Genomic DNA, 21,345 nt, shown 5'->3' on the forward strand with positions numbered 1-21,345 from the left:
ATCAGGAGGCGCCATGCATCAGCACTCATCTTCTTGCCCTTGTGGCCAACGCCATGCTCACAGCCAGCAAGGTTGCAGCAGTAAACCTCGCCCAACCATCAAAAAAATCTCGATGATGACCTCAGTCACCGCTGAAACCAGCTGTTGCAGTGAAGCCGGCTGCGGTTCAGGCAGCGATGCCGATGAGGAAAGCGACAGGAGAGGTTCCGCAGAACGTTTCAGCTGGATAATCAGCGGAATGGATTGCCCCAGCTGCGCACGAAAAATTGAAACCGCCGTTAGCAAGCTTAGCGAAGTCGATACGGCTCGCGTGCTGTATGCCACCGAAAAACTGGTCGTGAACGCCGATCGCGACGTCCGCCAGCAGGTTGAAGCGGCGGTGAAGCAGGCCGGTTTCACCCTGCAACGTAGCGATGCCGTCAAAACCGACGCCGCCACGCCGGGCTTCTGGCAGGAAAATCGCGCCATTATTCTGCTTGCCGTGATGATGCTGGCCAGTTGGCTGATCGACCTTGTCAGCCCTGAAGCCGGACAAATCGCTTTCACCCTGACCACCCTCGCCGGTGCCTGGCCCATTGCCCGCAGCGCGCTGCGCTTGATCCGCAGCGGCACCCCATTTGCCATTGAAACCCTGATGACCGTCGCGGCCATCGGTGCATTATTTATTGGCGCCACCGCAGAAGCCGCGATGGTGCTGCTGCTGTTCCTGCTGGGTGAACGGCTGGAATCCTTTGCCGCCAGCCGCGCCCGCCGTGGCGTGACCGCCTTAATGGCCCTGAAACCGGAAGAAGCTGTCCGGGTGAGCGGGGAGAAGCGTGAAACGGTTGCCCTCAGTGAACTGCGCCCCGGCGACAGAATTGAAGTGGCCGCCGGCGCGAGATTGCCCGCCGATGCGCGTTTACTCTCGCCGTTTGCCAGCTTTGATGAAAGCGCATTAACCGGCGAATCGGTGCCGGTCGAGCGTCAGCAAGGCGAAGCGGTTACCGCAGGCTGCCTGAGCGTGGACCGCCAGGTGCTGTTAGAAGTGATATCCAAACCAGGTGAAAGTGCCATCGACCGCATTCTGCATCTGATTGAAGAAGCCGAATCCAACCGGGCACCGATTGAGCGCTTCCTTGACCGCTTTAGCCGCATCTACACGCCGGTAATTATGGCGATGGCGCTGCTGGTCGCGGTGATCCCGCCGCTGCTGTTCGCCGCCGACTGGCAGCCGTGGATCTACAAAGGCCTGACGCTGCTGCTGATTGGTTGCCCTTGCGCATTAGTGATTTCAACGCCTGCGGCCATCACCTCCGGGCTGGCGGCGGCATCCCGCCGGGGTGTGTTAATTAAAGGCGGTGCCGCGCTGGAGAGCCTGAACGCCATCCGCACCTTTGCCTTCGATAAAACCGGCACGCTGACCGAAGGAAAACCGCAGGTCACCGCGCTGATCCCACTGGCAGAGGAGAGTGAAGATTCCCTGCTGGCCAAAGCGGCAGCGGTGGAAGCCGGTTCGTCGCATCCCTTAGCCAAAGCCATCGTGGCGCTGGCTGGCCAGCGTGGCTTAACGCTGGCAGCGGCGACCTCGCAACGCGCGCTGGCCGGCAGCGGCGTTGAGGCTATCGTCAGTGGTCACTCACTGCTAATCAGCGCGCCCGCCAGGCTGGATCAAGGCACGCTCAGCCCTGAACAGCAGGAACGGGTGAGCGCGCTGGAAGCCGAAGGAAACACCGTGGTGGTGCTGTTGCAGGAGAATCAGCCAACGGCGCTGATCGCCTTGCGTGACACGCTGCGTGCCGATGCCGCCGCCGCGTTGGCGGAGTTAAAAGCGCTGGATATTCAGGCGGTGATGCTGACCGGAGACAATCCGCGCGCCGCTGCGGCGATCGCCGGTGAGCTGGGCATCGACTTCCGCGCAGGCTTGTTGCCCGCCGATAAGGTCACCGCGATTGGCGAACTGAATCAGCAGCAGCCGGTGGCGATGGTCGGTGATGGTATTAACGATGCGCCGGCAATGAAAGCCGCGACGACCGGGATTGCGATGGGCAGCGGCAGCGATGTCGCGCTGGAAACGGCGGATGCGGCGCTGACGCACAACCGGCTTGGCGGACTGGCCACGATGATCCGTATCTCCAGGGCCACGCACGCCAATATCCGGCAAAACATCACCATTGCGTTGGGGCTAAAAGGGGTGTTTCTGGTGACCACGCTGCTGGGAATTACCGGCCTGTGGCTGGCGGTACTGGCAGACTCCGGCGCGACGGCGCTGGTCACCGCGAATGCGTTAAGGCTGCTGCGCAAACGCTGAGTGGCTCCGCGTAAAACCGGGCCCGAGGCCGATGCTTAGAGCCCTTTCTTCAGCAGATACTTATAGGGTGTCTGCTCGGTCATCTGCGCCACCAGCTGGTGTTCCATAAAACGGCAGAAGCCGGGGATATCACGCGTGGTGGCCGGATCGTCGGCAATAATCAGCAGGGTTTCGCCCTCCTGCATATGACGCACGGTTTTACGCACCATCATTACAGGTTCCGGGCAGCGCAGGCCCATCGCATCGAGGGTTTGATCGGGATTGGCGAACAGATCGCTCATAGCAGTCTCATTAAAACGGAAGAAATACCTGCGCTCATTTTACCCTCACCTTTTGCATGTGCAAGTGGGTACCGCGACGATAACGTTTGCGCTAAAATTAACCGTTGCAATAGCACTCTGTTTCGGTAAGATGCCGCGCAATCGCTATTGCGACACAATTTTTCATTGGGTTCCCTCACCCCAATCTTCAAAAAGGTCATATGATGATTTCGTTCTCGAATAGTCAGCGCACGCATGCGTTGATTTGGCTGTCCCTTTTCCACGTGCTGGTGATCACCTCCAGTAACTATCTGGTGCAATTGCCGATCTCCATTTTCGGTTTTCACACCACCTGGGGCGCGTTCAGCTTCCCGTTTATCTTCCTGGCAACCGATCTCACCGTGCGCATTTTTGGCGCGCCGCTGGCTCGTCGCATCATCCTTGCGGTGATGGTCCCGGCACTGTTTATCTCCTACGCCGTCTCCGCGCTGTTCTATCAGGGTGAGTGGCAGGGCTTTGCCGCATTAGAAAACGTCAACCTGTTCGTTGCCCGCATCGCCTGCGCCAGCTTTATGGCCTACGCGTTGGGCCAGGTGCTGGATGTGCACGTCTTCAACCGCCTGCGCCAGCTGCCGCAGTGGTGGATTGCCCCGGCCTCCGCGATGTTCCTCGGCAATATCAGTGATACGCTGGCGTTCTTCTTTATCGCCTTCTACAAAAGTCCCGATCCGTTTATGGCGCAGAACTGGGTGGAGATCGCCCTGGTGGATTACAGCTTCAAGGTGCTTATCTGCATGATTTTCTTCCTGCCGGCTTACGGCCTGTTGCTGAATGCCATGCTGAAGCGTCTGGCGGAAAAATCGAACCGCGCTCAGGTTAACTTCGGCTAAGCTGCATTCTGTGACAGAGCGACAGTTGCTTTTGCCCGCTGATTACTATTTTATGAGGGGCTGTAAAGCAGCACACGACTAACGTAAAAGGGATCATGATGCGTAACTTACTGAAATATGCCGGTATCGGCTTACTGGTGGTTGGACTGACCGCCTGCGACGGCAAAGATGACAAAGCCTCTGCGGATGATAACGGCGTCAGCAGCAGCCAGAGCAGCCAGGCCGTCACCCTGATGGACGGCAAGCTGGGCTTCACCCTGCCAGCCGGGATGTCCGATCAGAGCGGCAAGCTCGGCACCCAGGCCAATAATATGCACGTCTATGCTGATGCGACCGGCCAGAAAGCGATTATCGTGATTGAAGGCGACGCGACTACCGATGGACTGGACGTGCTGGCTGGCCGCCTTGAGCAGCAGCAGCGCAACCGCGATCCTCAGCTGCAGGTCGTGACCAATAAAGCGATTGAAATCAGCGGTCAGCCTGCTCAGCAGCTGGATACGGTGATCTCCGCCAAGAACCAGTCTTCCTGGTCTTCCGTGGTGCTGGCGAAGGTGGATGGCAAACTGCTGACCATGCAGATTACGCTGCCAGCAGAAAACCAGCAGCAGTCTCAGACCGACTCTGAGAACATCATCAAAACGATTGCGCTGAAATAATCGCCGTTATTTGAATGACAAAAAGCCCCTGCCAGTTTGCTGGTCAGGGGCTTTCTTATTTCACTGCCGCCTCCGTTACAGGCCGGCGGTCTCGCGGATATATTTTCTGGCTTTCACCGCATACTCAAACGGATTGGCTAACGCCGGATCCTGCTCGGCTTCCACCACCATCCAGCCTTTATAGCCCGACTCGTCCAGAATTTTAAACACCGGCGTAAAGTCGATCACGCCATCGCCAGGCACAGTAAAGGTGCCTTTCTTGACGCCATCAAGGAAGGAGAGCTTCTGGCTTCTCACCTCGGCGACTACCTCATCACGCACATCTTTCAGATGCACATGGTTGATGCGCGGCAGATACTTTTCGAGGATCGCCAGCATCTTCGCCTGACTGCCTTCCGAATAGTAGGCATGGCCAGTATCAAACAGCAGGAACACGTCGTCATTGGTGATCGCCATAAAGCGGTCAATCTCTTCCGTGGTCTGGATGGCGGTGCCCATATGGTGATGCAGACAGACCTGCATGCCTTTCTCCGCCGCCAGTTTCGCCAGCTCGTTATAGCCTTCAGCCGTCAGCTGCCACTCTTCATCAGTGAAGTAAGGCTTCTCATCCAGCACCGAAAGCGAGGTGCCCTGAATGCTCTTACTCTGCTCGGAACAGCCGATCACCTTCGCGCCCATCGCGTGCAGGAAATCGCGGTGGTTGATAAATTCGTCGATGGTTTTCGCTTTATCGCCGTTGGCAAAAAAAGTGCTGAACCAGGCGTTGCAGATCTGTACGCCGCGAATATCCAGCATTGGCTTCAATACCGCCGGATCGCGCGGGTATTTGCTGCCCACTTCACTGCCGGTAAATCCCGCCAGCGCCATTTCGCTGACGATTTGCTGGAAGGTATTTTCCGCACCCAGCTCCGGCATATCATCGTTGGTCCAGCCAATCGGGGCTATTGCCAGCTTAACGTTATCTTTGTTCATCGCACTCTCTCGCAAGGGGTACGGCAGCGCAGGCTGCCAGAAGTTATCTGCTCAGCAGCTCACGCTCGATCAGTTCGCGGGTTTCCACGGCCTGACGGTTCATTTTTTCCGGATAACCGAACAGCGAAGAGGCAATAATCGACTCGCCGCCCACTTTGTAGGTTCGGTTGGCAAAATCCATTTCGCGCAGCGTCTGGAACAGGGTGTCGAAATCGACCTCCCCTTCACCGACACCCACATGCTGGTGAATGGTGGCATCCACGCCTGGCGGGTTAACGATGTAGCGACAATGCTTGGTGTGGTTCATGGTATCGGCGATCAGCACGTGGGACAGATCGCCACCGGCGTACTCCAGCATGCTCTTCACATCGCCCTTTCCTTTGTCATAGAAGAAGGTGTGCGGCACGCTGTACAGGTACTTCACGTTCTCACTGCGGAATGATTTCACCAGATCGGCGGTTTCGTTATTCTCTTCGCAGAAATCCCACGGATGTGACTGGATTTCGATACGGATACCTTCACGTTCAACGATAGGCAAGATTTCTTCCATCGAGCGATAGAACATCTCTTCGCAGATTTCCGGCTCGTTCGGCGTACCGGAAAGCTCGGTATTGATCACCTGTACACCGGTTTCCACCGCGATCTCAATCATGCGCTTCCAGTTGCGGACAGCCGCCTGACGGCGCGCTTCGTCCGGGCCGGACCAGCGGTAAACCACGATATAGGACGAGATCTCCAGCCCGGTTTCACGCAGCGCGTTTTTATACTCGGTGATGATCTCCCGGCTGGCCTTCGGATGCTTATAGAACGGGTTAATCTGTGGGTGCGGAGACTGCTCAATGTACTTGTAGCCCCAGTCCGCCACCTGATGAACCATTTTGGTAATGCCCATGTCTCTGATGACGTCTACGTCAAAGGCGATTTTCATTGCGATCTCCCTGAAGCTACTTGTTGTAGAAGGCTGGACGCGCTGGCAGCTCAACCGGCTCGATAGCGCCGCTTTCCTGCGCTTTCAAACAGGCATCGGCGGCAACGGAAGCGGCATAGCCGTCCCATGCTGACGGGCCCTGCAAGGTTCCGGCGGTGGCATCGTTGATAAAGGCCTGCAGCTCAACGTCGTAGGCATCAATAAAGCGGTCTTTCCAGTCGGTCAGAATGGTGTTCGACAGCTTGGCGTCTTTGCGCAGCTGAACAGAAGACGGCTCTGGCAATTTGGCGATGCCGGTTTCACCGACCACTTCACACTGGATGTCGTAGCCGTAAGCGCAGTTGACGTAAATCTCCACGTCAATGCGGGTGCCCTTATGGGTTTCAAACAGCACAATCTGCGGATCGCGCAGTTTTGCGTGGGTGTTTTTGGTCGAACGTGGGAAGACCACCTGCACAGATTTGTAGTCGTCTTCGGTCAGCCAGCGCAGCACGTCCAGCTCGTGGATCAGCGTGTTGGTGATCGCCATATCGGTGGTGTAGCTTTCCGGTACGGTCGGGTTACGGTGCGCACAGTGCAGCATCAGCGGCTCGCCAATGTCACCGTCGGTGATCACTTTCTTCAACGCGCGGTAGCCAGCATCGTAAGGACGCATAAAGCCAACCTGCACCAGACGTTTGCCGTGGGCGATTTCCGCATCCACGATACGGCGGCAACCTTCAGCACTCAGCGCCAGCGGCTTTTCGCAGAACACCGGCTTACCCGCAGCAACTGCCGCCAGGGTGAACTCTTCATGCGTTGGGTCCCAGGACGTCACAATGATCGCATCGACTTCCGAAGAGGCGATCACATCGTGGCCGTTGGCATACACTTCCGCGTCCAGACCTAACCGGCTGACAATGCCTTTCGCGCCGTCGATGTTGATATCCGAGACGGCAACCACTTTGGCGCCCTGCAGCACTTTGCTACAGCGACGAATATGTTCCTGACCAATAGCACCGGTGCCGATTACGCCAAGTTTCAGAGTCATAAAATATCCTTTATATGTAGGGGAGAGCGCGGGCATCAACCTGGCCGTTATTTGCAGCCAGTGAAGATGTCCGCACTACATTCAGAGTAAGCAAAATGAATCAGTATTCGCGTGCCTGGTCGATATGTTCGTTGAGCATTTTGGCGACCGCATCGACCCGTTCAGATTCGGAAACCTGCGCCCCGCCAACGCGCCACCAGCTGAAGTATTTGTGCACCATGGTTTTCGGCAGCACTTTGATATCAATCAGCGTGGAAACGGTCTGCTTGCGGGCATCTTCCAGCGCGTGCTTCAGCTGGTCGAGGGTGGTGACGCGATAGGTTTTGCAGCCGTAGCCGCCGGCAATCGCCGCGAAGTCTACCGGCACAAAGCCGCCATTCAGCTTGCCGCCTTCCGCATTACGGAAGCGGAACTCGGTGGTGAAGCTGTCCATCCCGTGTTCCATCTGCAGGTTGTTGATGCAGCCGTTGGTCATGTTGTCGAACAGCAGCACGTTGATTTTTGCCCCTTCCTGAATGGAGGTCACCAGCTCGGAGTGCAGCATCATAAAGGAGCCATCCCCCACCAGGGTGTAGACCTCACGGTGCGGCTCGGCCAGTTTGACGCCCAGCGAGGCACTGACTTCATACCCCATGCACGAGTAGCCGTACTCCACGTGGTAGCTGTTGTAATCTTTGGTGCGCCAGACGCGCTGGAGATCGCCCGGCAGGCTACCCGCAGCGGCGACGATCACCGAATCCTTTGGGAGATGCTCATTCAGTGTCCCCAGCACGCTGCTTTGGGTGAGGAAGGAATCGGTCAGGCGGTTGAACTCGGCATAGACCGCTTCACGATCCATATGGTCATCAATTTCCGGCACAAAGCCGTCGTTGCTGTAAACCGACTGATAAACACGCTGCGTTTCTTTCAGCAATTTGCTCTGCGCCTGGCCGATTTTCTCGCCCCAGCCGCTGGTGAAGCCCTGTGCAGCCAGACGCTCATCCAGTGCGGTCAGCGCTTCACGCGCATCGGCCACTACCTGCACGGCATCGAGCTTATAGGCGTCAAAATTGCTGACGTTAATGTTGATGTAGCTGACGTCCGGATTGTGGAAAATCCATTTCGACGCGGTAGTAAAGTCGGTGTAACGGGTACCGACGCCAATCACCAGATCCGCCTCTTTCGCCAGCAGGTTAGCCGCCAGACAGCCGGTTTCACCCACGCCGCCGACGTTCAGCGGATGGTCAGAAACAATAGTGCCTTTACCGGCCTGGGTTTCCGCGAAGGGGATCTGATGGCGCTCGGCGAACTGGCGCAGCGCCTCACCGGCTTCGGAGTATTTCACCCCGCCACCGCAGACGATAATTGGCTTACGCTTACCGGCGATCATCTTCAGTGCGGCTGCCAGCTGGGCTTCGGTTGGCAGGCGGCGATCCAGCAGATGCACGCGCTTCTGGAAGAAATAATCCGGGTAGTCATAGGCTTCGCCCTGCACGTCCTGCGGCAGGGAAATCGTTACCGCGCCGGTTTCAGCCGGGTCGGTCAGCACGCGCATGGCATTGATACAGGCGGTCATCAGCTGCTCCGGGCGGCTGACGCGGTCCCAGTATTTGCTGACCGCGCGGAAGGCATCATTGGTGCTGATGCTGAGGTCATGACTCTGTTCAATCTGCTGCAGAACCGGGTCCGGCTGGCGGGTAGCAAACACATCGCCGGGCAACAGTAAGAGAGGAATTCGGTTAGCCGATGCGGTGCCCGCAGCGGTGATCATATTGGCCGCACCCGGTCCGACAGAAGAGGTACAGGCGATGATTTCACGGCGCAGTTTCTGTTTGGCGAAGCCGATGGCCGCGTGCGCCATACCCTGTTCGTTACGACCCTGCATAACCACCAGGTCGCCGCTGTCCTGCTCCAGTGCCTGACCGAGGCCCAGCACGTTGCCGTGACCGAAGATGGCAAAAATCCCTTTAACGAACTTGGTTTCAACGCCATCTACCGACAGATACTGGTTGTCCAGGAATCTGACCAGAGCCTGTGCTGTGGTTAATCTACTCTTACCCATGTGCTCTTCCTTAACGGTGAGGCTGAAAAAGTGAAACGTGAGGCGATTATAAACAAATATTTTTTTCACTAAACAGAATTACAGAAGAAACATTTCATTTTGCGAGAGAGATCAAATTATGCGATGAAACGACTCTGCGCGGGGTGATCGCGCGGTCAGATTTGGAACAATAAAGAGGATGTCTGAGCAGTAAAGAAAATTTCGTTTCACTTCAAGGGCTTTGCCCGAACGGCTTTTGCAGTTTGCGAGCAGGCTCACACCGCCTGGATCGCCACAACCCGCCGCCGCTTTTGATCCCCCGCAACGACGATCCCCAGAGTTTTATCCACCTCACACTTTTGGGGTATTAATTTCATTTTGTGTTGAAGTTGAAATTTTTATTCTCCATACTCATTTCCATATTGAATCCGGGCGTCCGGACGTTACGTTCAGGCGAGTCCGCTGGAAAAGCGCAGCTGAGTCGGCTTATCAGAGAAGGAAACAACAGGTATGAGTACACAACAGAAACGGCTTGATGTGATTTGTATCGGGCGCATTGCCGTTGACCTCTATGGCCAGCAAATTGGCGCCCGCCTTGAAGATATGAGTACGTTTTCGAAATATCTCGGCGGTTCGTCGGGTAACGTGGCGTACGGCACGGCGATCCAGGGGCTGAAGTCCGGCATGCTGGCCCGCGTGGGCGATGAACATATGGGCCGTTTTCTGCGCGAAGAGCTGCAGCGCGTGGGTGCCGATACCGAATGTCTGATCACCGACAAAACCCGGCTGACAGGCCTGGTGATCCTCGGAATTAAGGATCAGGACACCTTCCCGCTGGTGTTCTACCGCGATAACTGCGCCGACATGGGGCTGATCCCGGAAGATATCAGTGAAGAGTACATCACCTCTTCCCGTGCGGTGGCGGTCACCGGCACGCACCTTTCGCATCCTCAAACCCGTGCAGCAGTATTAAAGGCGCTGGAAATTGCCCGTCAGAACGGCTTACGCACCGCGCTGGATATTGATTACCGTCCGGTGCTGTGGGGACTGACCTCGCTCGGCGACGGTGAAACCCGCTTTGTGGAATCCGAGCACGTCACGCAACAGCTGCAGGAAGTGCTGCACTATTTCGATCTGGTGGTCGGAACGGAAGAAGAGTTTCATATTGCCGGCGGCAGCACCGATACCCTGACCGCGCTGAAAAACGTTCGTCAGGCGACGAAAGCCACGCTGGTCTGCAAACGTGGTCCGATGGGCTGCGTGGTGCTGGAAGGCGAGATCCCGGACAGCTGGGAACAAACCAAATTACAAAGCGGCGTGCGCGTGGAAGTATTGAACGTGCTGGGCGCAGGCGATGCCTTTATGTCTGGCCTGCTGCGCGGCTGGTTGAATGATGAAAGCTGGGAGCAGGCCTGTCGCTATGCCAATGCCTGCGGCGCCCTGGTGGTGTCACGCCATGGCTGCGCGCCAGCGATGCCAACCAAAGCTGAACTGGATGATTTCCTCAGCCGCGATAAGGACGTCAAGCGTCCTGACCTCGACAGCCGCCTGAATCACCTGCACCGCGTCACCACCCGCAAGCAACAGTGGCCAGAGCTGTGTGTCTTTGCCTTCGACCACCGTAAACAGCTGGTGGATATGGCTAATGAAGCGGGCGTCGACACGTCACGCCTGCCTGAACTGAAGCTGTTGCTGCTGCGTGCGGCAGAAGAAGCCGCCGGTGAAGCCGGGCTGGATGGCCGCAGCGGCATCCTCGCTGACACCACCTTCGGACAGCCGGCGCTGAACGCCATCACCGGTAAAGGCTGGTGGATTGGTCGCCCGATTGAGTTACCCAGCTCCCGTCCGCTGCGCCTTGAGCACGGCAACATCGGTTCCCAGCTGGTCGACTGGCCGCAGGAACACGTGGTGAAATGCCTGGTGTTCTACCATCCGCATGACAGCGCCGAACTGCGTAAAGAGCAGGATGAGCTGGTGATGGACGTGTGGAACGGCTGTAACAAAACCGGCCACGAACTGCTGCTGGAAGTGATCCTGCCGGAGGGCAATCCGGACAAGAAAGAGTCTTACTACCTCGATATCCTGACCCACTTCTACTCGATGGGGATTCAGCCGGACTGGTGGAAACTGCCGCCGCTGAAACTGGAAAGCTGGCAGGCAATCAGTGGCCTGATCGAGCGGGAAGATCCGAACTGTCGCGGCATTCTGATCCTCGGCCTCGATGCGCCGGAAGAGAAGCTGAAAGCCGGTTTCGCTGACGCCGCCAAAGCACCGTGGGTGAAAGGGTTTGCCGTCGGCCGCACCATCTTCGGCCAGCCTTCACGCCAGTGGCTGCAAGGCGAGCTGGATGATGACGCGCTGATCGCCCAGGTGAAAAGCAACTACCATCAGTTGATCAATTACTGGCGCGAAGTGCGGCCAGCGAAGTAATGCGTTAACCAGGGCAGGAACGCGACACCATCACCGGTCGGCTATGCCAGCGGCCGCTGAACAGTCACCCGTTCCTGCCCTTTTAACCTTGGTGTTCTGCCCTTTCAACCTTCACATCCCGCCCTTTTCACTGCGCTTATTTCTCTTCACGAACGAATTCCCCCTCCCTTCTGCTCTCTTTTCAGCCAGAATCTGTGATTCCATTCATATCCCGATGAAATAGATCCCCTGAAATCCGTTAGAAAGTGAAATTTTTTGTTCATCTGGTAGAATATCGGACAGAACAAACGACTTATTTTATTTAGCGAGCCGAAGTAATGACCAACAACCCAACGCAGCTTTCCCTGTTGCAGGACGACATCCGCCGTCGCTACGACACCCTGAGTAAGCGCCTGAAACAGGTGGCTCGTTATATTCTGGACAACAGCAACAGCATTGCCTTTGACACCGTGGCATCGATTGCCCAACAGGCGGACGTACCGCCTTCTACCCTGATCCGCTTCTCAAATGCCTTTGGCTTTAGCGGCTTCAACGAAATGAAACAGGTTTTCCGTCAGCACCTGATGGAAGAGACGGTGAACTACACCGAGCGCGCACGGTTGTTCCGCCAGACCTCGACCGATGAAACGGCTGCTCCACCCGAGAACCCGGCTGAAATCCTTAATGTGTTCACCATGGTGAATTCACAGGCGCTGCAACAGCTGGCGATGCAGACCAATCCCGAGCAGTTGGATAAAGCGGTTGAGATGCTGCATCAGGCAGAGAACATCTACGTGATTGGCCTGCGCCGTTCGTTCAGCGTGGCATCCTATCTGACCTATGCGCTGCGCCATCTGGAACGCCGTGCCTTCCTGATTGACGGCCTGGGCGGGATGTTTACCGAGCAGCTGAGCATGGTGAATCCGAAGGATGTGGTGATTGCCATCAGCTATTCGCCGTATGCGCGTGAAGCGGTGGAACTGGTTGAGTTAGGGGCCAAACGTGGGGCGCATCTGATTGCGATCACCGACAGCCAGGTCAGCCCGCTGGCCGCTTTCAGCGACGTCTGTTTTGTGGTGCGTGAGGCGCAGGTTGATGGCTTCCGTTCGCAGGTGGCTTCACTGTGCCTGGCCCAGACGCTGGCCGTTTCGCTGGCGCTGAACAACGCCGATAAGGCATAAAAAAACGGGTGGAAAATTCCACCCGTTTTTTTGTCGCATCCCGTTCTACTTTTCGACCGGATACGCATCGCTGTTCACCCAGGCGTGATCCTTCTCCCAGGTAAATTTCCACAGTCGAACCGGCCCGGCCATCACGTTCAGATAGTAATTGTCATAACCGGCAATGGTGGCGACCGGGTGATACCCGCGCGGCACCGTGACCACATCGCGGTTATAGGCCGCCATGCACTCATCCAGCGAGCGATCGTCGGTATAGACGCGCTGCATAGCAAAGCCCTGCTCCGGGTTAAACCGATGGTAATAGGTCTCTTCCAGATAGGTTTCGTTTTCTGAGTTTTCCTGATCGTGCTTGTGGCTCGGATAGGAGCTGGTGTCACCTTCGTTGGTATACACTTCCACCACCAGCAGGCTGTCCGCTGGCTTATCATCAGGCAGAATATTGTGCACCAGACGCTTGTTACGCCCCTTGCCACGCTGCTCCACGCCGACGTCCGCCGGCGAAATCAGTCTGGCCGGTAGTGCGCCCTTGCCCGGCGCATTACAGACCGCCAGCTCAAGGTCGGAATCCGCATAGACTTCCACTTTGTCGTTGTTCGGCACATACACCGAGTAAGGCGGCGTGCGTTCAAACGGCGACATCCGCTTACCGATGCCGGGGAATTCAGCGTGCAGCGTCTTCACCGACGCCAGTCCGGCAACCAGCACCAGGCACAGCTCTTTATCGCCACTCTCCAGCTGCAGGGTCTGCCCCTTTTTCAGCTGATAAGCATCAAAGCCAACGTAACGCCAGCCCACGCTCTCCGGAGTCACGTGCTGAATGCGCCCTTGCGCATCCGGTTTTTGTACTTTGGACAACAATGACATTCAATTCTCCTTCACTCTCCTCTGGCGCCTTGCAGCCGCGCCAGAGGTTTTGGAATGTATGAATTATCCCAGCGTCGGCATGCTGAACTCTGAAACGGTTTTCTGACCGCTTGGCCAGCGCACGGTCGCCGTTTTCATTCGGGTGTAGAAGCGCACACCGTCTGGCCCATGCACGTTCAGCGCGCCAAACACCGAACGCTTCCAGCCACCAAAGCTGTGGAAGGCCATCGGTACCGGCACCGGCACGTTAACGCCGACCATCCCGGCCTGCACTTCACGCACAAAGTCACGGCCGGTGTGGCCATTGCTGGTGAAGATGGCGCTACCGTTACCAAACTCGTGGCTGTTAACCAGCTTCAACGCGCTGGCGTAATCCGGCGCACGCATGATGCTCAGCACCGGTCCGAAGATCTCTTCGCGCCAGATCACCATATCGGAAGTCACGTTGTCGAACAGCGTACCGCCCACGTAGTAACCTTCGTTGTAGCCTTCCACCTGGAAGTTACGGCCGTCGACCACCAGCTTCGCGCCTTCCTGCTCACCTTTATCGATGTAGCCCAGCACTTTCTTCTGGTGCGCAGCGGAAACCACCGGCCCCATCTCATTCTCTTCACTGCCTTTCTGAATGCCAGGGCCCACGCGCAGGGCTTTCACCAGCGGCGTCAGCGCAGCAATCAGTTTGTCTGCGGTGTCATCACCTACCGCCACCACAACCGGCAGCGCCATGCAGCGTTCGCCCGCTGAACCGAAAGCACCGCCCATGATGGCATTGACGGTTGCTTCCAGGTCGGCATCCGGCATCACGATGGCGTGGTTTTTAGCCGCACCAAACGCCTGCACACGCTTGCCATGGGCACTGGCGGTTTTATAAATATGTTCTGCCACGCCGGAAGAACCGACGAAGCTCACCGCCTGCACGCGCGGATCTTTATACAGCTGCTCAGCATCTTCATTCGAGCAGTGGACCACGTTAAAGACGCCATCCGGCAGGCCGGCTTCGGTCAGCAGTTCTGCCATACGCACCGATGCAGAAGGATCCAGCGCCGGTGGCTTGAGGACGAAGGTATTGCCGCAGGCCAGCGCGATGGGGAACATCCACAGTGGCACCATCGCCGGGAAGTTGAACGGGGTAATCCCGGCCACCACGCCCAGCGGTTGCATCAGCGAGTAGCTGTCCACGCCGGTTGCCACGTCGGCAGAGTTCTCGCCCTTAATCAGATGCGGGATACCGCAGGCAAATTCGACCACTTCCAGACCGCGCGTCAGTTCACCCAGCGCATCTGACCAGACTTTACCGTGTTCGCTGACGATCAGCTCAGCCAGCTCTTCGCGGTGTTGTTCCATCAGGGCTTTAAAGTTGAACATCACGCGCGCACGGCGCAGAGGCGAGGTGCGTGACCAGTCTTCAAAGGCGTTATGCGCCACTTCGATGGCGTGAGTCACCTCATCGGCGGTGCTTTGCGTCAGTTCGCGCACCGGTTTGCCGGTAGCCGGATCGTAAATTGGGATGGTTTCATTGCTGGCGCTCTGAGACGTTTTTCCGCCAATAAAATTGCCTACGATAGTCATGTTCTGGCCTCTTTGATGTGAGTATTCCCTGCGGGCTGCCGCGTTTAGCCGCTGGCAACCTGACCGGACAAATCCCGAATGCGTGCAAGGACAGTATTATATTGGAATAAATTTTTCAAATATTTCACTTTAGAAAATTCATTTTTAGCGGCCTGGATCGCATTTTTACCCGCTGAGCGGTTGCCAGAGCCGATTGCTACCGCCCGTCAGTGAAATCCAGCGAAAACTTAACAATGGCGCGGCTCATGGGCATGTCAGCGTCAGACAATTAATTGCCATTTTCGCCTGCGACAGGGCTCACATTTCCTCCCTTTCGTTGCGGCTTTACGCTGAAAAAAACGAAATTTTGCGAGAGCGATCCAAAAATTTAAATTTCATAATTCACCAAACATGAAATAAATGTTCTTTTATAGGCCATAACCTGAGGCCATCCTCCTTCTGCACAAAAAAGGCCTCTTCAGATCCTCTCTACCTTGCTTGCAGGAGCAGTACCATGGCGATTGACCCTACCCGTTTCTGTATTAACCGTAAGATTGCACCCGGCCTCAGCATCGAACAGTTTTTCCAACTGGTGAATAAGCTTGGGCTGCATAAAGTTGAACTGCGTAACGATATGCGCGGCGGTAGCGTCACCGACAATCTGAGCCATGCCGAAGTGAAAGCGCTGGCGCAGCGTTACGATCTTGAAATTGTCACCATCAACGCGGTCTACCCGTTTAACCAGGCTGACGATGCGTTGATGGCGAAAGCGGAAGGCTTACTGAAAGATGCTCAGGGCGTTGGCGCAAAAGCGCTGGTGCTGTGCCCGCTGAACGACGGTGCGCCGGTTTCCGAGCAGCAGACGCTTGAGGCGCTGCAAAAACTCGGTCCGCTGTTTGCTCAGTATGGCATTGAAGGGCTGGTTGAGCCGCTGGGCTTCCCGGTGAGTTCGCTGCGCTCGGCGCAAAAGGCGCAGGCGTTGATCCGGGATGCCAACGTGCCGTTCCGCCTGGTGCTGGATACCTTCCACCATTTCCTTTATGAGAAGGCAGAAGAAGAGTTTGCCAGCGGGGTGGATATCAACGCGATTGGCCTGGTGCATCTGTCTGGCGTGGAAGATGGCCGCCCGACCAGCGAACTGACCGATGAAGAGCGCATTATGCTGACCGAAGGGGATGTGCTGAAAACTGCCGCTCAGGTGCAGCGTCTTGAGCAGTTGGGCTACCGGGGAATTTATGCTTTCGAGCCGTTCTCCTCGGTGATGGACAGCTGGAAAGCGGCGGATATTGAGCGTGAAATCCGTCGTAGTATCGAAATCTTGCAGGATTAATTCCGGGGGTAAACGCCCCCACCCTTATCTGTGTCACTTTGGCGGCAGCTGTCGAACTGCCGCTATTTTTTTGCTGTTACCCGCGTGCCCGCAGGCGTCCAGCCGGGCTCAGGACATCTCGACCAGCGCCTCTTTTTGCCCCTTCAGCATCCGCTTCAGTCTGACCGTCAGCAGCATGGCCACGCAAACCAGCAACGCGCTGATCAGGTAGATCACCGGCACGCCGAGATAGCTCATGGCAAACCCGGCCAGCGGCCCGGTAATGCCCAACGACAGATCCATAAAGGTGGTATAGGCGGCCAGCGCGCTGCCCTGATTTTGGGGCGGAACGGCTTTCACCGCCACCACGCCAACGGCCGGGAACACCAGCGAGAAACCGGCACCGGTGAAGAATGCGCCCAGCTTTGCCATCCACGGGTCAACCGATCCCCACACCAGAAACAGCCCCACGGCTTCCACCGCAAAGCAAACCAGCGCGACGGCCAGCCCGCCATGGCGGTTAATGGCATTAGGAAACAGCAGACGCGTACCGACAAATGCCCCGCTGAACAGGGTCAGCGCCCAGGCAGCGCCATCCCATCCCTTATCCTGATAAAACAGGGTGATAAAGGTGGCGATGACCCCAAACCCGGCGGAGCCCATCGCCAGGATCACGCCATATCCCCAGATTTTGCCCAGCACGGCGCGGAACGGCAGCGGCTTACCTTTGCTGCTGGTGACGTTAGGTCTGGGAAGCGCAAACAGAATGGCGATCAGTGCGATAGCGATAATGATCCCCGCCAGCAGCAGCAGGCCGCCCCACTGATAAATGCCCACGCCGAGCGGTGCGCCAATCGCCATGGCACCGTAGGTGAAAATCCCGTTCCACGAAATAACCCGACCAATATGCAACGAACCCACCACGCCCACGCCCCACAGCGTGGAGCCGGTGCCGGCGAAGCTTTGCCCGACGCCTAAGATCACCCGCCCCAGGCAGAGCATCACCAGGCTTAACACCGGCAGCGCGCTTTCCACCGCCGCCAGCGCATAGCAGATGCCACTCAGCAGCGCGCCGCACAGGCCAAACACCACCACCTTTTTTGGCCCCCACAGATCGGCATAGCGGCCGGCATGGGGACGACTGAGCAGGGTGGCGAAGTATTGCAGGCTGACCACCAGGCCCGCCCAGAAGGCGCTGTAGCCCATCACGTCATGGACGTAGCCCGGCAGGACCGCCAGCGGCAAGCCAATGGTCAGGTAGCTGGCAAAATTGAAAATCACCACGGAAATGATGCGCAGATTCAAGCGTAAACCGCTTTGAGCAGGCTCCAGCGCGGGTTGATCAGGCATGGGGATCGGGACTCTGTTAACACCAACACGAGGGTTCACTATACCTTGATTTCCCCCCTGCCTGTCATCCCCCGTTTACAGGATTGTCACAATTGCCGCCATAAATCCGTCACATAGCGCTCCTATACTGCCGCCTTAATGAAGTCCCAAAGAGGATAAAAAATATGTCAGCTCCCCTGATTTTCCCCCAGGAGAGCGCGAACCGTCGGTCACCGCTGACGGTCTGTGGGCGATGCCTGTTCATTACCGAGGCCGCCTTATGACGCGCACTCCGATCCGCATTGTGCTGAAGGGCATTCAATATGCCTTTGGCGATCAGCGCGTCCTGCAACAGCTCGACCTGACGGTTGAAGCCGGCACCACCGTGGCGCTGCTGGGCCCGTCCGGCTGTGGCAAAAGCACGCTGCTGAAACTGCTGGCCGGTCTGTTGCAACCGCAGCAGGGCGAAATCCACTTTGGTGACCGGCTGATTGCCAGCCCGCGAAGTGCGCTTCCCCCGGAACAGCGTGATATCGGCATGGTGTTTCAGGACTACGCGCTGTGGCCGCATATGACGGTGGCGCAGAACGTCGGCTTCCCGTTGTTGATGCGCAAGGTAGCGACCGCCGAACGGCTGAAGAAAACCATGATTGCCCTTGAGCGCGTCGACCTGGCCAACTTCGCCCTGCGCCGGCCTGCCGATCTGTCAGGCGGCCAGCAACAACGCGTGGCGCTGGCGCGCGCCATCATTGCCGAGCCCGGCATCCTGTTGTTTGATGAGCCGCTGTCTAACCTCGACCGCGATCTGCGTGAATCCTTATGCCGTGAAATGAGCAGCCTGCTAAGCCAGCTCGGCACCACCGCAGTGTATGTCACCCACGATCGTAACGAGGCCGAACTGCTCGCCAGCCGCATTGTTCACCTGTCACACGGTTCGGTGACGTCCATCCAGGCCGTCACGCCATTCTCTGGGGAATTAGCATGAAATCCATTTTGACTAAAAAAACAGGAGCCATCGTCGCGATGATCTTCACCTCCGCCATGATGATAAATGACGCCAGTGCGCTGACGGTGTATACCGCCGGACCGGGTTCGCTGGCCAAAAAACTGGCCGCCGGTTACGAGAAGCAAACCGGCGTGAAAGTGAATATTTTCCAGGCCACCACCGGCAAGGTGATGGCCCGTCTGGAAGCCGAACAGGCCAATCCGCTGGCCGACGTGCTGATTTCCGCCTCCTGGGATACGGCAGAAGATTTGCAGCATCGCGGCTGGCTGCTGCCGTATCAGAGCGCCAACGCGGCTAAGGTGCCGGATGCGCTGAAGAGCGATGCCTATGTGGCACAGGGTATTTCCGCACTGGGCATCGTCTGGAACACCAAAAGCGGCACCCCGGAGCCGAAAGAGTGGGCCGACCTCACCACGCCTGCGTTTAAGGACAAGGTGACCACCCCCGATCCGTCGATGTCTGGCGCCTCGCTGGACCTGTTAATCGGCCTGCAAAACGGCATGGGTGACGGTGCCTGGCAGCTGTTCGATAAGCTGAAAGCCAACGGCATGGTGATCAGCGGCCCGAATGCGCAGGCGCTGACGCCGGTGTTACAGGGTGCGAAAGCCGCCGTCTTCGGCGCGGTGGATTATGTCTCTTACGGCAGCATTCAGGATGGCGAAGCGATCAAAGTGATCTTCCCGGAAAGCGGCACCGTGGTGGCCCCGCGCCCGATGATGATCCTTAAGTCGACGCAGCACGCCGCCGACGCCAAAGCCTTTATCGATTATGTGCTGTCACCGGAAGGCCAGGAGTTAGTGGCGGCAGCATGGCTGATGCCGGCGCGATCGGATATTGGCGCGAAACGCCCGCTGCTCAGCGATCTGAAAATCCTGCCTGCGCAGAGCGAGGCAAAGAGTGACCGTGCGGCGGTGCTTCAGCGCTTTGGTAAATTATTTGCAGCACCATAACGCGACCCGACGCCCTGGAAATCTGCCTGTGAAACTGCGCCTGATGCCCCTGCTGACCGTGGCTCTTTTGATGGTATTGGTGGCGCTGCCGCTGCTGTTTATTCTGCTGCAGGCGCTGTTCCCGGCGCTCAGCGAAGGATCGCTGGCCGGGGCGTTTTCGACTATCCCGGCGCTGCTAAGGGATCCAGAACTGCCGACGCTGCTGGTGGGCACGCTGAAAACCGGCGTTGGCGTGGCGCTGTTCAGCGCGCTGCTGGGGATCCCGTTGGGTACCCTGCGCGGCCTGTTTCATCTGCCGCTGGCCCGCGTTTGGGATGTGCTGATGCTGATCCCGTTCCTGACCCCGCCCTATATCGCCGCGCTCAGCTGGATGCTGGCGCTGCAGCAAAATGGCTACCTGATGCAGCTGGGCGGGCCGAACCTCAACACCCTGCTGTTCAGCCAGACCGGCATCATGCTGATCATGACGCTGAACATTTTTCCGGTGGTGTACTTTGCCGTGTCGCGCAGCATGCTGGCGAGCGGTCAGCGGCTGGCCACGGTGGCCCGGGTGCATGGCGCTTCCGCCTGGCGGGCGTTCTGGCATGTGTCACTGCCGATGGCGCTGCCCGCGCTGGCGGCGGGAGTGCTGCTGGCCTTCACCCTGGCAATTGAGGAGTTCGGCGTACCGGCGGCACTTGGCCCGCGTGCGGGTGTGGTGATGCTGACCGTCGGCATTGAACAGCGGCTGGCGGACTGGCCGATCGACCTGCCCGGTGCCTCGTTGCTTTCCGTGATGCTGGTGCTGATTGCCCTTGCGGCCTTTGCGCTGCAAAAGCAGCTGACCGGCAATAAAGAAGTGACCAGCATTACCGGCAAACCGGCGCAGAGCAGCCCGGTTCTGCTGGGTGTCTGGAAAATCCCGGTGATGGCGCTGTTTACCCTGGTTTCAGTGGTGGTGGTGGCGATGCCGCTCTGCTCGCTTTACGTCACCGCGCTGATGTCGACGCTGTCCGGCGGGCTGCACCTGGCTAACCTCACCGATCGCCATTTTGTCGCACTGTTCGCGCAGCAAAGCGAAGCGTTATCGGCCCTTTCCACCAGCGTGGCGCTGGCGCTGGGTGCCGCTGCCATTACCGGCGTGCTGGGTTTTCTGGCGGCCTGGCTGGTGGTGGAAGGCAAAATGCGGGGCGCGAAAATAATCGATGCCCTGTCGTTGCTGCCTGCGGCGATCCCAGGCGTGGTGGTCGGCGTGGGGTTAATCCTGCTGTGGAACCGATCGTTCTGGCCGGTTTCGCCTTACAACAGCTGGGCGATCTTACTGCTGTCGTACTGCTGCATTCTGCTGCCGTGGCCGGTGCGCTATGTCGGCAGCGCGCTGAAACAGATTGGCGGCAATCTGGAACCCGCCGCCCGCGTGCACGGGGCCAGCTCGCTGCAGGCGCTGCGCCATATTATTCTGCCGCTGGTGTTTCCCAGCCTGCTGGCGGCGATGCTGATGGTATTTGCTATCGCCTCCCGCGAGCTGGTGACCTCGCTGCTGCTGGCACCCGCCGGTACGCAAACGGTGGCGGTGTTTATCTGGCGGCAGTTTGAACAGGGCTCGGTCGGTCAGGGAATGGCGATGGCCAGTATTGCAATGACGGTGAGTTTACTGCTGATGCTGGCGGCGCTGGCGCTGCTGCAAAAACAGGGAAAAGCCTCCGATCTTTCCTAAAAGCATCCTG

17 protein-coding genes are annotated in these 21,345 nt (G+C 57.6%); 9 read left to right on the top strand and 8 right to left on the bottom strand.

Annotation, left to right across the window (positions count from 1 at the left end):
- Positions 1–13 precede the first annotated feature (13 nt).
- On the top strand, positions 14–2,287 hold the full coding sequence (locus tag EBC_RS22970) for a zinc/cadmium/mercury/lead-transporting ATPase (RefSeq protein ID WP_013204259.1): 2,274 nt from the start codon (positions 14–16) through the stop codon (positions 2,285–2,287).
- A gap of 35 nt (positions 2,288–2,322) precedes the next feature.
- Here EBC_RS22970 and tusA read toward each other — a convergent pair whose 3' ends face one another.
- Entirely contained in the window at positions 2,323–2,568 is a 246-nt protein-coding gene (gene tusA / locus EBC_RS22975) for a sulfurtransferase TusA (protein ID WP_013204261.1), read from the bottom strand.
- 203 nt (positions 2,569–2,771) lie between these two features.
- On the opposite strand from tusA, the gene EBC_RS22980 reads away from it, so the two are divergent.
- Positions 2,772–3,437 carry a 7-cyano-7-deazaguanine/7-aminomethyl-7-deazaguanine transporter gene (locus tag EBC_RS22980; protein WP_013204262.1) on the top strand — a complete coding sequence of 222 codons (666 nt, stop codon included), beginning with the start codon at positions 2,772–2,774 and terminating at the stop codon, positions 3,435–3,437.
- Positions 3,438–3,535: 98 nt separating this feature from the next.
- On the top strand, positions 3,536–4,093 hold the full coding sequence (locus tag EBC_RS22985) for a DcrB family lipoprotein (protein ID WP_013204263.1): 558 nt from the start codon (positions 3,536–3,538) through the stop codon (positions 4,091–4,093).
- A 75-nt stretch (positions 4,094–4,168) separates the two neighbouring features.
- Here EBC_RS22985 and iolE read toward each other — a convergent pair whose 3' ends face one another.
- From iolE to iolD, 4 genes are all read right to left on the bottom strand, one after another.
- Positions 4,169–5,065 (bottom strand): myo-inosose-2 dehydratase, encoded by an 897-nt coding sequence (iolE, locus tag EBC_RS22990; RefSeq protein WP_013204264.1) that lies wholly within the window; start codon positions 5,063–5,065, stop codon positions 4,169–4,171.
- A 43-nt stretch (positions 5,066–5,108) separates the two neighbouring features.
- Positions 5,109–5,993: a sugar phosphate isomerase/epimerase family protein gene (locus tag EBC_RS22995; protein ID WP_013204265.1), complete on the bottom strand. Its 885-nt coding sequence runs from the start codon at positions 5,991–5,993 to the stop codon at positions 5,109–5,111.
- Positions 5,994–6,009: 16 nt separating this feature from the next.
- Positions 6,010–7,023 (bottom strand): Gfo/Idh/MocA family protein, encoded by a 1,014-nt coding sequence (locus EBC_RS23000; RefSeq protein ID WP_013204266.1) that lies wholly within the window; start codon positions 7,021–7,023, stop codon positions 6,010–6,012.
- A gap of 100 nt (positions 7,024–7,123) precedes the next feature.
- Positions 7,124–9,064, bottom strand: coding sequence for a 3D-(3,5/4)-trihydroxycyclohexane-1,2-dione acylhydrolase (decyclizing) (gene iolD, locus EBC_RS23005; RefSeq protein WP_013204267.1), 1,941 nt, complete (start codon positions 9,062–9,064; stop codon positions 7,124–7,126).
- A 489-nt stretch (positions 9,065–9,553) separates the two neighbouring features.
- Here iolD and EBC_RS23010 point away from each other — a divergent pair, with 489 nt between their 5' ends.
- Positions 9,554–11,473, top strand: coding sequence for a bifunctional 5-dehydro-2-deoxygluconokinase/5-dehydro-2-deoxyphosphogluconate aldolase (locus EBC_RS23010; RefSeq protein ID WP_013204268.1), 1,920 nt, complete (start codon positions 9,554–9,556; stop codon positions 11,471–11,473).
- A 317-nt stretch (positions 11,474–11,790) separates the two neighbouring features.
- A complete protein-coding gene (locus EBC_RS23015) occupies positions 11,791–12,633 on the top strand; it encodes a MurR/RpiR family transcriptional regulator (protein ID WP_013204269.1) in 843 nt (280 codons plus the stop codon).
- A 45-nt stretch (positions 12,634–12,678) separates the two neighbouring features.
- Here EBC_RS23015 and iolB read toward each other — a convergent pair whose 3' ends face one another.
- Positions 12,679–13,497: a 5-deoxy-glucuronate isomerase gene (gene iolB / locus EBC_RS23020; protein ID WP_013204270.1), complete on the bottom strand. Its 819-nt coding sequence runs from the start codon at positions 13,495–13,497 to the stop codon at positions 12,679–12,681.
- Between the two features lie 63 nt (positions 13,498–13,560).
- Positions 13,561–15,066, bottom strand: coding sequence for a CoA-acylating methylmalonate-semialdehyde dehydrogenase (locus tag EBC_RS23025; RefSeq protein WP_013204271.1), 1,506 nt, complete (start codon positions 15,064–15,066; stop codon positions 13,561–13,563).
- Between the two features lie 493 nt (positions 15,067–15,559).
- On the opposite strand from EBC_RS23025, the gene EBC_RS23030 reads away from it, so the two are divergent.
- Positions 15,560–16,375 (top strand): TIM barrel protein, encoded by an 816-nt coding sequence (locus tag EBC_RS23030; protein ID WP_013204273.1) that lies wholly within the window; start codon positions 15,560–15,562, stop codon positions 16,373–16,375.
- Positions 16,376–16,483: 108 nt separating this feature from the next.
- On the opposite strand, the gene EBC_RS23035 is transcribed toward EBC_RS23030, so the two are convergent.
- The gene (locus EBC_RS23035) at positions 16,484–17,704 is read right to left on the bottom strand and encodes an MFS transporter (RefSeq protein WP_013204274.1); all 1,221 of its coding nucleotides are present in this window, start codon (positions 17,702–17,704) and stop codon (positions 16,484–16,486) included.
- Positions 17,705–17,963: 259 nt separating this feature from the next.
- On the opposite strand from EBC_RS23035, the gene EBC_RS23040 reads away from it, so the two are divergent.
- From EBC_RS23040 to EBC_RS23050, 3 genes are read left to right on the top strand one after another with little or no spacing between them, the layout of a single operon-like run.
- A complete protein-coding gene (locus tag EBC_RS23040) occupies positions 17,964–18,668 on the top strand; it encodes an ABC transporter ATP-binding protein (RefSeq protein ID WP_013204275.1) in 705 nt (234 codons plus the stop codon).
- Positions 18,665–19,639: an ABC transporter substrate-binding protein gene (locus EBC_RS23045; RefSeq protein WP_013204276.1), complete on the top strand. Its 975-nt coding sequence runs from the start codon at positions 18,665–18,667 to the stop codon at positions 19,637–19,639. Before EBC_RS23040 ends, EBC_RS23045 begins: the two co-directional genes overlap by 4 nt.
- A gap of 43 nt (positions 19,640–19,682) precedes the next feature.
- Complete coding sequence (locus EBC_RS23050) at positions 19,683–21,335, top strand: ABC transporter permease (protein ID WP_371732178.1); 1,653 nt, start codon at positions 19,683–19,685, stop codon at positions 21,333–21,335.
- Positions 21,336–21,345 lie beyond the last annotated feature (10 nt).

It is taken from the genome of Erwinia billingiae Eb661 (assembly GCF_000196615.1).
In the GTDB taxonomy this organism is placed as follows: Bacteria; Pseudomonadota; Gammaproteobacteria; order Enterobacterales; family Enterobacteriaceae; genus Erwinia; species Erwinia billingiae.